The 13,358-nt window shown below is 48.1% G+C and carries 13 protein-coding genes; 7 read left to right on the top strand and 6 right to left on the bottom strand.

Annotation, left to right across the window (positions count from 1 at the left end; all coding sequences use genetic code 11):
* Positions 1-18: 18 nt before the first annotated feature.
* The 3 genes from AC51G0_RS18715 to AC51G0_RS18705 all read right to left on the bottom strand — a co-directional run bounded on the left by AC51G0_RS18715 (position 19) and on the right by AC51G0_RS18705 (position 3,247).
* Entirely contained in the window at positions 19-1,623 is a 1,605-nt protein-coding gene (locus tag AC51G0_RS18715; protein ID WP_496303162.1) for a carboxyl transferase domain-containing protein, read from the bottom strand.
* A 12-nt stretch (positions 1,624-1,635) separates the two neighbouring features.
* On the bottom strand, positions 1,636-2,805 hold the full coding sequence (locus tag AC51G0_RS18710; RefSeq protein ID WP_496303161.1) for an isovaleryl-CoA dehydrogenase: 1,170 nt from the start codon (positions 2,803-2,805) through the stop codon (positions 1,636-1,638).
* A 76-nt stretch (positions 2,806-2,881) separates the two neighbouring features.
* Complete coding sequence (locus tag AC51G0_RS18705; RefSeq protein WP_496303160.1) at positions 2,882-3,247, bottom strand: MerR family transcriptional regulator; 366 nt, start codon at positions 3,245-3,247, stop codon at positions 2,882-2,884.
* 272 nt (positions 3,248-3,519) lie between these two features.
* On the opposite strand from AC51G0_RS18705, the gene AC51G0_RS18700 reads away from it, so the two are divergent.
* The 7 genes from AC51G0_RS18700 to AC51G0_RS18670 all read left to right on the top strand — a co-directional run bounded on the left by AC51G0_RS18700 (position 3,520) and on the right by AC51G0_RS18670 (position 11,243).
* Entirely contained in the window at positions 3,520-4,722 is a 1,203-nt protein-coding gene (locus AC51G0_RS18700) for a thiolase family protein (RefSeq protein WP_496303159.1), read from the top strand.
* Between the two features lie 90 nt (positions 4,723-4,812).
* Complete coding sequence (locus AC51G0_RS18695) at positions 4,813-6,306, top strand: CoA-acylating methylmalonate-semialdehyde dehydrogenase (RefSeq protein WP_496303158.1); 1,494 nt, start codon at positions 4,813-4,815, stop codon at positions 6,304-6,306.
* A gap of 11 nt (positions 6,307-6,317) precedes the next feature.
* On the top strand, positions 6,318-7,487 hold the full coding sequence (locus tag AC51G0_RS18690) for an acyl-CoA dehydrogenase family protein (RefSeq protein ID WP_496303157.1): 1,170 nt from the start codon (positions 6,318-6,320) through the stop codon (positions 7,485-7,487).
* A 46-nt stretch (positions 7,488-7,533) separates the two neighbouring features.
* Entirely contained in the window at positions 7,534-8,316 is a 783-nt protein-coding gene (locus AC51G0_RS18685) for an enoyl-CoA hydratase (protein WP_496303156.1), read from the top strand.
* Between the two features lie 31 nt (positions 8,317-8,347).
* Positions 8,348-9,502: an enoyl-CoA hydratase/isomerase family protein gene (locus AC51G0_RS18680; protein ID WP_496303155.1), complete on the top strand. Its 1,155-nt coding sequence runs from the start codon at positions 8,348-8,350 to the stop codon at positions 9,500-9,502.
* Between the two features lie 40 nt (positions 9,503-9,542).
* On the top strand, positions 9,543-10,451 hold the full coding sequence (mmsB, locus tag AC51G0_RS18675) for a 3-hydroxyisobutyrate dehydrogenase (protein WP_496303154.1): 909 nt from the start codon (positions 9,543-9,545) through the stop codon (positions 10,449-10,451).
* A gap of 33 nt (positions 10,452-10,484) precedes the next feature.
* Entirely contained in the window at positions 10,485-11,243 is a 759-nt protein-coding gene (locus AC51G0_RS18670) for an SDR family oxidoreductase (RefSeq protein WP_496303153.1), read from the top strand.
* Positions 11,244-11,333: 90 nt separating this feature from the next.
* Here the strand turns inward: AC51G0_RS18670 and AC51G0_RS18665 are convergent, their stop codons facing one another.
* From AC51G0_RS18665 to AC51G0_RS18655, 3 genes are all read right to left on the bottom strand, one after another.
* Positions 11,334-11,441, bottom strand: coding sequence for a 3-ketoacyl-ACP reductase (locus AC51G0_RS18665; RefSeq protein ID WP_496303152.1), 108 nt, complete (start codon positions 11,439-11,441; stop codon positions 11,334-11,336).
* A 116-nt stretch (positions 11,442-11,557) separates the two neighbouring features.
* Positions 11,558-12,073, bottom strand: coding sequence for an NUDIX hydrolase (locus tag AC51G0_RS18660; RefSeq protein ID WP_496303151.1), 516 nt, complete (start codon positions 12,071-12,073; stop codon positions 11,558-11,560).
* 114 nt (positions 12,074-12,187) lie between these two features.
* Entirely contained in the window at positions 12,188-13,240 is a 1,053-nt protein-coding gene (locus tag AC51G0_RS18655) for a GGDEF domain-containing protein (protein WP_496303150.1), read from the bottom strand.
* Positions 13,241-13,358: the final 118 nt, after the last annotated feature.

Genomic DNA, 13,358 nt, shown 5'->3' with positions numbered 1-13,358 from the left:
TTATAGCTCCTTCGGAAATCACATCCGGAATATACCAAATTGGCTCTCTGGAATAGGCGCTCTTAGCGAAGCCGACAAGGCTAAGCCAACCACATCTCGTGTTTGTCTCGGATCGATAATACCGTCATCCCAAAGCCTTGCACTGGCATAGTAGGGCGAGCCTTGATCTTCATATAAGTCACGGATTGGCTGCTTGAAGGCTGTTTCTTCCTCATCTGTCCATGACTGGCCCTTGCGTTCTTTGATATCACGGGTTACCTGGGCCATCACGCCTGCTGCCTGTTCTCCGCCCATGACTGAAATTCGGGCATTGGGCCACATCCACATCATGGTTGGGTTATAGGCTCGTCCGCACATACCATAATTTCCGGCGCCGTATGAGCCGCCAATTATTACGGTAAATTTAGGCACATCGGCACAGGCAACTGCCATCACCATTTTTGCCCCGTGTTTGGCAATACCTTCCGACTCATACTTTTTACCGACCATAAAGCCGGTAATGTTCTGCAGGAACAGCAAGGGTATTTTTCTTTTGGCACAAAGCTCAATGAAGTGGGCACCTTTCTGGGCTGACTCTGAAAACAAAATACCGTTATTGGCAACGATGCCTATCGGATGCCCGTACAAACGGGCAAAGCCGCAGACGAGCGTGTCTCCATATAAGGCTTTAAACTCGTCGAAATCGGAGTCATCGACAAGGCGGGCAATCACCTCTTTGATATCGATAGGTTTGCGTAAATCGGGACCGGCAATGCCATAGAGATCGTCGACGGAGTAGCGCGGAGGTAGGATTTGCTCTTGAGGCTCAGGTTGTACTTCAAGGTGGCAACTGGCGATTGCTTGCCGAGTTAGCTCAAGGGCGTGGTGTTCATCCTGGGCAAAATAGTCAGCGACCCCGGATGTTTTACAGTGTACCTCTGCGCCACCTAGGTCTTCGGCTGTGACGACTTCTCCTGTTGCAGCTTTTACAAGAGGAGGACCAGCCAGAAAAATGGTACCTTGCTGTTTAACAATTATCGAAACATCGGCCATTGCGGGGACATAAGCCCCTCCAGCCGTGCACAGCCCAAGAACGACAGCGATTTGCGGGATCCCTTTGGCTGACATGCGAGCCTGGTTGAAGAATATTCGGCCAAAATGATCGCGGTCTGGAAAAACCTCAGCCTGATGGGGCAGGTTGGCACCCCCTGAATCAACCAGGTAAATACAAGGAAGGTGGCAGCGTTCTGCTATCTCTTGCGCCCTAAGATGCTTCTTAACTGTTAGTGGATAGTAAGTCCCGCCTTTTACCGAAGGGTCATTGGCGATAACCATGCACTCAATCCCTTCTACTCGGCCGATCCCGGCCACGACACCCGCACAGGGGATATCTTCATCATAGACTTGCCAGGCGGCAAACTGGCCGACTTCGAGAAATGGGCTTCCCGGGTCGAGTACGGTATCAATTCTTTCCCTGACCGGTAATTTCCCTTTTTCTTTTTGCCGAGCGATGGCCTTCTCCCCGCCACCTTGTAAGATATGGTGAACATGGGTATGGAGCTCATCGATCAGTTCGGCCATGTTTTGCTGATTGAGTTTGAACTGGGGCTCATTGACATGAACATGGGTTTGAATAACAGCCATCTAGCATCGTCCTTATTTAGATTCTGTAAATAATTCCCTTCCGATCAGCATCCGACGAATTTCTGAGGTCCCAGCGCCAATTTCATATAATTTGGCATCTCTTAGGAGACGTCCTGCAGGAAACTCATTGATGTAGCCGTTACCACCAAGTAGCTGAATGGTATCTAACGCCAATTGCGTCGCCAGTTCGGCGCTGTAGAGGATGGCACCCGCAGCATCTTTGCGGGTGGCTTCTCCGCGATCACAAGCGGCTGCTACTGCATAAACATACGCGCGTGCAGCATTGGTTCGGGTGTACATATCAGCCACTTTGGCCTGGACCAGCTGAAATTCACCGATCGGTTGTCCGAATTGCTTTCGGTCATGGATGTAGGGAACGACAAGATCAAGGCAGGCTCGCATGATCCCTAATGGCCCGGCGGCCAGGACGACCCGCTCATAATCTAACCCGCTCATTAGTACGTTTACGCCTTTGTTCAGTTCCCCGAGTAAGTTCTCTGCCGGGACTTCACAGTTGTTGAATACCAGCTCACAGGTGCTTGAGCCTCGCATGCCAAGTTTGTCGAGTTTTTGGGCGTGGCTGAAACCTTCGAAGTCTCGCTCTACAATGAAGGCAGAAATACCGTGTGATCCGGCCTCTGGTTCTGTTTTGGCGTAAACCACAAAGGTATGGGCATCAGGCCCGTTGGTGATCCACATTTTGTTGCCATTGAGGATAAAGCTTTCACCTTGGCGTTCGGCTTTTAGCTGCATACTGACAACATCAGATCCCGCATTGGGCTCGCTCATTGCCAACGCTCCAATATGGTTGCCTGAAATTAGCTGTGGTAGATATTTGGCTTTTTGTCCAGCTGTACCATTGCGGTATATCTGATTGACACACAGGTTGGAATGCGCACCGTAGCTCAAGCCTACAGAAGCGGATGCCCGACTGATTTCCTCCATGGCGATAACGTGGGCAAGGTAGCCCATATCCGCGCCACCATACTCTTCGCTGACAGTGACCCCGAGCAGGCCCATTTCACCCATAAGTGTCCAGAGCTGGTTGGGAAATTGATTGTCTTGATCGGCTTGGGCGGCAAGCGGGGCGATAGCTTCGGTGGCAAAGTTATTGACTTGCTCACGCAGCATATCGAGGGTTTCGCCAAGGCCAAAATTAAAGGGGGTGAACAGATCTTTCATAACATCTCCGGGTTAAACCAAGTTGTGATGAACTTCTGTGTTGCTAATAGCCTGGTGCAGGCTATTTAGCGCGCTGCTAATTGTTCAGCGCTTGCTGGCAACGTGCTTTGGCAATCTTTAGTTCATTCATTACCGCACCGATATCATCTAATTGGCGCTGTAGAATGGCTTGCTTGCTGTCAATGATCCTTAGCATTTCGTTAAGTTGAGTGTGGCTTTGATTGGTGTCATAGAGCTCAAATAATTCACGGATTTCTGCCAATGAGAAACCGAGTCGTTTGCCTCTTAAAATCAGTTTGAGCCTGGTTTTGTCTCGGTGTTTATAAATACGGGTATTCCCATTTCTTGATGGGTGTAACAGGCCGACATCTTCATAAAACCGAATGCTTCGGGTCGTGATGTCGAACTCTTTTGCCAACTCACTGATCTTGAACGTCTCCACCTTAGATATCCTCCAGGTGCGGGTTCACATGGTAGTGAAGCCCAGCAACAAGTCGCATCTGATAAGTTGTCACCAGTCTGCGGCTACTTCCGGCAAGAATGCTGTACGTACTCTCACCATGCAAAATTGCGAGTGTGAATAATCTGTTTCTTAACGTTTACGTAAATGTTAGTGCTATGCTTACGTAAACGTCAAGAAATTGAATCGACTCCGTTAGCCATAAAAGAGCGTCAGTTTTAACTGTTATTGCTGTCTTCAGAGAGGGCGAAGTAATGGAAAAAAACGTTTGGATTGTTGCTGCCCGCCGTACAGCGCTGGGAAGTTTTCAGGGGCAATTTTCTTCTTTATCAGCACCCGAACTTGGCCAGTTTGCTATTCGCGGTGTATTGGAAGATGCAGAGATTTCTCCAGCGCAAATTGATGAAGTCTTTATGGGATGCGTTTTGCCAGCAGGCTGTGGCCAGGCTCCGGCAAGGCAGGCTGCATTGGGTGCAGGGTTACCTTATTCGGTCGGTTGTACCACCATAAACAAAGTGTGCGGCTCTGGCATGAAGTCCGTTATGCTATCAAGCGATCTAATTCGGGCCGGTAGTGCTAAGGCCGTTATTGCTGGTGGCATGGAGAGCATGACCAATGCGCCATATTTGCAAAAAGACGCCCGACGAGGGATGCGGCTTGGGCACAGTACTACCTATGATCATATGTTTCTCGATGGTCTCCAGGATGCCTACGAAGGGCATTTAATGGGTGTTTATGCTCAGCAGATTGCGGATAAGTTAAGCTTTTCTCGCGAGCAGATGGATCAGTGGGCAGCGATGTCGGTAAAACGCGCCGTCGATGCGCAGCAGCAACATGCTTTTGACAAGGAAATTATTCCAGTAAGTCAGGAAACCAAGCGAGGGGTGTCATTGTTTGCCCAAGATGAGCATCCGGGCGAAATTACGATTGAGAAAATTCCCACCCTTAAACCCGCATTTGCCCAAGACGGCACTGTAACGGCAGCAAATTCCAGTTCTATTTCCGATGGGGCGGCTGCATTGTTGCTCATGGAGGCGGATGTTGCCAAGCAACAGGGTTTTACCCCGCTTGCCGTTATTAAAGGTCATGCCACGCATGCCCGTATTCCCGCTGAATTTACCACCGCACCTGTCCATGTGATACGCCAGCTTCTGTCTGAACTAGAGTGGTCTGTCGATGATGTCGACCTGTGGGAAATCAATGAAGCGTTTGCCATTGTCACCCAAATCGCGGTCCAGGAGCTGGAACTGGATGCTGCGAAGGTCAATATTCATGGTGGGGCCTGTGCGCTTGGTCATCCGATTGGAGCAAGCGGGGCAAGAATTCTCGTAACGCTGATCCACGCTTTGAAACAAAAGCAGCAAGAAGCGGCTGATCCTCGCACTCTAAAAGGGATTGCCTCCCTGTGTATTGGTGGCGGCGAAGCAACGGCGGTGGCGATTGAAGTCCCTGGTTAATTTCAACGGCCAAGTTTTGTATAGCGATACGCCTTTATTACCTGTTCTTAATTATTTATTACAAGGGTGATAACGCCCTGAGGAGCAACCATGAACCAACATGTTCCTTTGTATATCGATGGTGAATTCCGCCAGTCGCAATCCTTGCAATGGCTGGATGTAACCAATCCCGCGCATAATACCGTTATTGCTAAGTTGCCTTGCGCGACAGAGGATGAAATTGAAGAGGCCGTTTCCAGCGCCTATGAGGCGTTTAAGTCCTGGAAAGAAGTCCCGGTTCCAGAGCGTGCAAGGTTGATGCTGAACTATCAGCATTTGCTGAAAACGCACCATGACGAGATAGCCACCTTGCTTTCCAGCGAAACCGGGAAAATATTTGCTGATGCCAAAGGGGATGTATGGCGGGGGATCGAAGTTGTTGAACAGGCAGCCAATATCGCCAGCCTCATGATGGGCGAAACTGTCGAGAATGTGGCGACTGACATCGATACCTATTCTATTTTACAACCCTTGGGTGTCTGTAGCGGGATCACCCCATTTAACTTCCCGGCTATGATCCCGTTGTGGATGTTTCCATTGGCCATCGCGGCAGGTAATACCTTTGTATTGAAACCGTCAGATCAGGTGCCGCTGACTTCCATTCGACTGGCTGAACTGTTTGAGCAGGCCGGTGCACCCAAGGGGGTGCTTCAAATTGTCCATGGCCAGAGAGAGCAGGTGGACTACCTGCTTGCCCATCCCCATATTCGAACTGTTTCCTTTGTCGGCTCGGTGCCTGTTGCTCGTTATATTTACCAGACGGGTACTCATCACCTGAAGCGGGTGCAGGCGTTTGCAGGGGCCAAAAATCATATGGTCGTCATGCCGGATGCCAACAAGGAGCAAGTGATTAATAACTTGGTGGGTTCATCGGTTGGGGCTGCCGGTCAGCGATGCATGGCGATTTCGGTTGCGGTGCTTGTTGACGGTGCAAAGGAGTGGATCCCTGAGTTAAAAGTGGCGATGGCGAAGGTGCGTCCTGGTGCTTGGGATGATGAAGCTGCCGGGTATGGTCCGTTGATCAGCCAAAAGGCCAAAGATCGGGTGTTACGTCTGATTAGAGAAGGTAAAGAGCAAGGTGCAGTCTGTGAATTGGATGGTAGCCACTGTGACGTTGAAGGTTACCCCGATGGGAATTGGGTGGGGCCAACGCTATTTAGTGGTGTGAAGACTGATATGTCGATCTACAAGCAGGAAATATTCGGTCCTGTGCTGATCTGTGTTGAGGTGGAGACTCTTGAAGACGCCATTGCCCTGGTAAACGCCAACCCTTATGGAAATGGGACATCTATCTTTACAGCGTGTGGTGCGGCGGCACGAAAATATCAGCATGATATCCAGGTCGGTCAGGTTGGCATTAATGTTCCGATCCCGGTACCACTGCCTTTCTTTTCTTTCACTGGCTGGAGGGGGAGTTTTTACGGTGATCTCCATGCCTATGGCAAGCAGGCAGTACGTTTTTACACCGAAACGAAGACCATCACCTCACGCTGGTTTGATGATGATATCCCAACCGGACCTAACTTGACGATTCACTTACGTTAAGGGAGCTGCTGATGGATTTTGAGCTGAATGAAGATCAACGGGCTTTCGCTGATACGGCACGCCAATTTGCTAGTGAGCGACTAGCGCCACTGGCTGCGGAATGGGATGAAAAACAAATATTCCCCAAAGATGTATTAAGAGAGGCGGGTGAGCTGGGTTTTTTAAGCTTATATGTCCCACAAGAGCAAGGTGGTCTTGGTCTTAGCCGATTAGATGCCTCAATCATTTTTGAGCAATTAGCCATGGGGTGTACCTCAACAACCGCTTTTATGACGATTCACAACATGGTTGGCTGGATGATAGCAACGTTTGCTACCGAGCAAGCGAAGGCGCTTTTCTGCCCTAAGCTACTAACCGGTGAGTGGTTGGCTTCATATTGCCTGACAGAGGCCAATGCAGGATCGGATGCGGCGTCATTAATAACCAGTGCTGTTAAAAAGGGTGACAATTATGTTCTCAACGGCGCTAAGGCATTTATATCTGGTGCTGGTGAGACAGATGTGCTGGTGGTGATGGCCAGAACAGGAGGACCTGGAAGTAAGGCAACTGGCGCTGGTGGTATATCCGCATTTATTGTACCAGCTGACGCCGATGGGGTTAGCTATGGACGAAAAGAGCCCAAAATGGGCTGGAATAGCCAGCCAACCCGCGCCGTAACATTTGAGAACGTAGAAGTACCAGCTACAAATATACTTGGCAGTGAAGGCGAAGGTTTCAAATTTGCAATGAAAGGCCTTGATGGTGGGCGGATCAACATTGCAACCTGTTCAATCGGTACCGCCCAGCAGGCGCTCGATCAAGCCAGGCAGTACGTCTCTGAGCGTAAGCAATTTGGTAAAGCTCTGTCTCAGTTTCAATCAGTTCAGTTCAAGTTGGCTGATATGGCAACGGAGCTTGTGGCAGCCAGGCAGCTGGTTCGTTATGCCGCCACTAAGCTTGACCGTAAAGATCCTGAGGCGACGGCATATTGCGCAATGGCGAAACGTTTTGCCACAGATATTGGCTTCAAGGTGTGCGATGAAGCGCTGCAGTTATATGGCGGCTATGGCTACATAAAAGAGTACCCGCTGGAGCGGCATTTCCGAGATGTGCGTGTCCATCAGATTTTGGAAGGAACCAATGAAATCATGAGGCTGATTATTTCTCGCCGGGTATTGGCTGAAGGGACAGACTTACTTTGATTGACGGTCGATTGCCAGCTATTTAATAGAAACATAGGAGACGGTTATGTCGGATGGTGACGCTATTCTGATTGAGATATCTAATCATATTGCCGTGCTAACAATGAACAATCCTCCAGCTAATACCTGGACAGCGGAGAGCCTTGGTCAACTCAAGCAGTTAGTCGAAACCCTCAACGCAAATAAAGATGTGTATGCCCTGGTGATCACCGGGCAAGGAGAAAAGTTCTTTTCGGCAGGCGCAGATCTTAAATTATTTGCCAGTGGTGATAAAGCGGTCGCTGTTGATATGGCACGTAGTTTTGGTGAGGCATTTGAAACCTTGTCGGCGTTTCGGGGAGTATCCATTGCGGCAATTAATGGCTATGCCATGGGGGGCGGGCTTGAGGTCGCACTGGCATGTGATATTCGAATTGCCGAGGCTGATGCAGAAATGGCATTGCCAGAAGCTAAGGTCGGCTTGTTGCCCTGTGCCGGAGGGACACAGAACCTGACCTGGCTGGTGGGTGAAGGCTGGGCTAAACGAATTATATTATGCGGAGAGCGGATAAGCGCCTCCCAAGCACTTGAAATCGGTTTGGTTGAAGAGGTTACAAAGACCGGACAAGGGTTAGAGGTCGCCTTAAAAATGGCCCAATCTGTTGCTAATCAATCTCCATCTTCAGTTACTGCCTGTAAAAAATTAATTCAGAACTGCCGTACAGCACCACTCAAGCATGGTTTGATGAAAGAGCGGGAGTTATTCATTCAGTTATTTGACACCGAAGATCAAACTGAAGGCGTTAAGGCATTTTTGGAAAAGCGCCCTCCACAGTGGAAAAATAAATAATCTCAGAAGCGAGAAGTGAGTGGGAGATAGCATGGTTGGCAAAGTGAATTTTAGTGAGCTGGAATGTATCGGCGGGGGAAAAATCGGTGTTGCTGAGTTAGATAACCCTTCATCACTCAATGCGTTGACATTGGATATGCTCAAACAACTGAAAGTGCAGTTGGAAGAGTGGGAAATGGATGAGGACATCGCCTGTGTTTTTCTACATGGTGTTGGCGAAAAGGCATTCTGTGCCGGGGGCGATGTGCGCACTATGCATCAAATGATGCAAGCTGCGTCTAGGCAGAAAGGACAAGCAGAAGATGAGGCTAAAAGGTTTCTGACCGAATATTTTACTGTTGAATACAGTTGCGATTATCTGATCCATCGCTACAGCAAACCTGTAATTGTCTGGGGGGAAGGGATCATTATGGGGGGCGGTATTGGATTATATGTTGGTGCCTCCCATCGTGTGACAACGCCATCTTCCCGCTTAGCAATGCCAGAGATCAGCATTGGTTTATATCCTGATGTTGGTGGTACCTGGTTCCTTAATCAGCTTCCTTCAGGCATTGGACTTTTCCTCGGGCTGACCGGTGCTCAAATCAATACCAGTGATGCTCTTGATTTAAAATTGACAGAACATGTACTGATGCCAGATCAAAAGCAACAGGTTTTTGAAAGGTTACAAGGTAACCAATGGCAAAGAGGGAAAAATTATCATGCTATGGTTACCGAGTTGCTGAGTAGCCTGGAAGGTGCTTCCCAGCCTCACCATCCTGCCAGCCAGTTGAATCCATATTTTGCGCAAATTCAGACGGCCTGCCGGAGTAGTAACTTAGCGTTAGTTTGTCAGCAGATTGATGCGATTGATGGTATGGATCGTTGGATAGAACAGGCAAAAAGAACGTTGAGGGAAGGAAGCCCGATCACCGCCAATATCTGCTTCAGGCAGCTTACCCAGTATCAGCACCTATCATTGGAAGACTGTTTCCGTCTGGAGTTAACGCTTTCAGTTCGCAGCGGCCTGTTGGGTGAATTCGAAGAGGGGGTCAGGGCCCGGTTGATTGATAAATGCGGCCAGCCTGATTGGCGATTTAGAACGCTTAAAGATGTCGATCAGAGCGTGATTGATTCACTGTTTACTTCGTTATGGTCTGAACAAGAACACCCTTTGGCTAATTTAGGTAACAAGCGTCAGTCGTGATCAGAACCATTATCAATGTCTGCCACATAGGAGATTTGTCATGAACACCATTGCGTTTATCGGATTGGGTAACATGGGTAACCCAATGGCTAAGAACTTATTACAAGCGGGTTGTAACGTTAGAGTCTTTGATTTAAATACCGACGCAGCAAAGTTGCTTGGCTCTGAAGGGGCTTATGTTGCCTCATCGCCCGAAGAGGTTGTTAAAGGTGCTGATACAGTCATCACAATGCTTCCTGCCGGTGAGCATGTGCGTGCCGTTTATCTTGGGGATCACCATGGTGGGGTTGGTTTACTTAACCTTGTTAGTGAAAACACTTTTCTGATTGACTCCTCAACAATTGACCCAGCATCTGCTCGCTTGGTCGCTGCAGAAGCGGCAAAGAAGGGATTGGATTTTGTTGATGCGCCTGTCTCCGGTGGTGTTGCAGGAGCGAAGGCCGCGACACTAACTTTCATAGTCGGTGGTACCGCTAAAGGGTTTGAGAAGGCCCGGAATATTCTTAAATACGTTGGGCAAAACATCTTTCATGCAGGCAAAGCAGGTGATGGGCAAATGGCCAAAATCTGCAACAACCTCATGCTGGGGATCCTGATGTCTGGTACATGCGAAGCACTAAGCCTAGGTATTGATAATGGTTTAGACCCCAAAGTGCTATCCGACATCATGTTACAAAGTTCGGGACGCAACTGGGCACTGGAACTATATAACCCATGTCCGGGAGTAATGGATAAAGCACCCGCCAGTAATGCCTACCAACCGGGCTTCATGAGTAAATTGATGCAAAAAGATCTTGGTTTAGGTATGGATGCGGCCTTACATAGTCAGTCGGCTATTCCCATGGGAACATTGGCCCGCAACCTTTATGCGTTTCATAATGCCAGAGGTAATGAGTTATTGGATTTTTCAAGTATGTTCGAGTTTTACCGCGATAAAGATAAAGGTTGATTGGGGCAATACCTTGTTTGGGGGAGCAGACACATGGATCTGAAGCAATCTGTAATCGCAATTACCGGAGCTGGCCAGGGGCTGGGCCAAATGATGGCTGTTACTTTGGCGCAGGCTGGCGCTGAACTAGCTCTTATTGATGTTAATGACGTTGGCCTTAGGCAAAGCCAAGAACAATGCCAAATGCTCAGTGCCAAGGCGCTAACATACAAGGCCGATGTCACTAACGAGGCCGACGTCGAGCAAGTCTTTACCCAGATTATTGATGATTTTGGCCAGTTAAATGGCCTGGTGAATAATGCAGGGGTACTTCGTGATGGTTTGTTGGTAAAACTGAAAGAGGGTGTACTGAGTAAGATGTCGCTGGAGCAATTCAATACTGTTATGAATGTTAATGTGACAGGAACATTTCTGTGTGGCCGTGAAGCTGCGTCTCGGATGATCGCATCGGATAGCAAGGGCGCCATCATTAATATATCGAGTGTAGCCAGGGCCGGGAATATCGGGCAAACGAACTATTCGGCGTCAAAAGCCGCTGTAGCAACGATGGCGGTCTGTTGGGCTAAAGAGTTAGGGCGTTATGGTATCCGTGCTGCGGCCGTTGCGCCTGGTATTGTTAAGACAGCGATGGCTGATCAGCTAAAACCAGAAGCCATTGAGCGGTTGAAGAGTATGGTGCCGGTTGGCCGAATGGGAGATGCAGGAGAAATCGCCCATGCTGTTAAGTATATCCTGGAGAATGATTATTTTACTGGCAGAGTGTTGGAAGTCGACGGTGGAATGAGAATGTAGTTAGCCCTCAAGCTCGTCTTCTAGTAGCAAAACGCCTGACATACGGTCTGTCAGGCGTTAGTGAGTTTAGTCGATTAGCGAGTTGCCATACTAGTTGCCATAAAACATGGCAAACAGCGCCATTCCGCCACCAGCGACAAACATTAGCATGGCGACAATCGCCACGGCTTTATTCAATACTGAAAATAATTTATCCATTAGAGCCGTCCTCATTAACCGAGGGGGCAAGATGCCACATTCAGCATCGAATATCGAGCTTTTGGTTTCCCCGGTATCGCCTAATTGGTAACAAAGTATGCGTAGGAATAGGGTAATTAGAGCAACTTCAATATACGCGCTTTCAAAAATGCGGACAGAGTCTTTGCATCTTGAATTTCACTGTTGGCCACCTTTGCCTCAAACTCTTCTATGGATAACGTGACAACTTCAATAATCTCATCATCATCTAATTCGCCATCACTTTCTGATAGGCCTTTGGCCAGGAAGAGATATTGCACTTCGTCACAGAACCCAGGTACGGGCAGTAATTCACCAAGATCTTGCCATTGCGATGCCTGCAATTGAACTTCTTCCGCCAGTTCTCTTTTGGCACAAGGGAGAATCTCTTCCTGGTTTTCGAGCGTACCTGCCGGAAACTCCAGGATCCATTTTTGAATGGCTGGACGGTACTGGTGGACCATGACTAAATCACCGCTGTCCGTCACTGGCACAATAACAACAGCCCCAGGGTGTTTGACGGTCGTAAACTCAATATCCCGACCATCAGGCAAGGTTTGTGTTGCCTGCTCGACAGAAAAGCATTTCCATTTACAAAGGGTTTTCGTTTTCATAGAGAACAATAGGTTATCGGTAAACTCATAGTTGATAATTCTAACACAGGTTTCTTCAGGTATACCTACCTGCTTATCTGGGTAGCATCGAAACTAGTACGGCGCACGTGAGTTTTATTGGCTCACGGCGATTTGATTTCGTCCCCAGTTTTTGGCCCTCTGTAAGGCACTATCTGCTTTGATATAGTCGCAGCTGAAATCTTGGTACTCGACAGGAGTAAGGCCAATACTCACCGTAACGCTTACTTTATGCCCGCTCTCAAGTTCAAGAGTCCAGTTTGCTACTTCGTCTTTGAGGTTAGTGGCAAACTCTTCAGCTTGCTTAATATCAGTATTAGGTAATAGTAAACAAAATTCTTCGCTACCTAAGCGGGCAATGTGACCTGTTTTACAGACTTTTTCCCGGAGGCATTTTGCCAGCATCATCAATACCTGATCACCAGCCTGGAGACCGTAACGGTCATTTATCGCTTTTAAGCTATCAATATCAACCAGCAACATTGATAGATCTCGCATGTATCGCTGGCAGCGAGAAGCTTCACTTTGATATAACGTCTCGATGCCATGTCGGTTATGTAAATCAGTCAAGAAATCTGTAGTTGCGGTTTTTTTAACGCGCTCAATCGCTTCATTTCGGTGCCTTGCCAGCAAGTAAGCCATAATGAGAACCATTGAATAGGCACTGACGTTTTGTAGCGCTTCAGTGATTTGGAGTTGCTTGTCCGTTATTTCGCCAGCACTTAACGTGGTATAGGTAAGACCAAAAATAAGGCTGTACCACCATGCATGCTCGTGTTTGAGGGAAAAGAAACAAAGTAAAGGAATGGTAAGCGCTATAGTATTACTCACAAGGTGCGTACTATCTGTATAAAAACCATAACCACAGCTAACGGTTGTAAATCCAATGAAAATCCAGATCAATAGGTGAGGATTAATCTTGTATCGATTGATAATAAACAGGAAATAAGACAGACAAGCCCCCAGCAGAGCCGATAGGGTAAAAACTGGAGATAAGTCTGAAACAAAATACGTGAATGCAATCACTAAACAGACAAAGCCAGTTACCGGGAACAATAGGGTTAGCTGTTTATGCAGGGTGTGCTTGCTCAATTCGATATAAGCATAATTTGTTGATTTTAGTTGAGCACTTTTTATTACGGTGGTCATAGCCAGAGTTACATCCTTGTTGAAGCAAGTATTCTCAATGCGCAACATGATGCACTGAGGGTGTAAGCTTAATTCAGCGAGGTTATCTCTGTCTAATTTTTTTATGAAAAATATGTAA

This window comes from Photobacterium sp. HL06, from assembly GCF_059552575.1.
The sequence above is the reverse complement of the archived record's forward strand: the minus strand, read 5'-3'. Positions and strand labels throughout refer to the sequence as shown.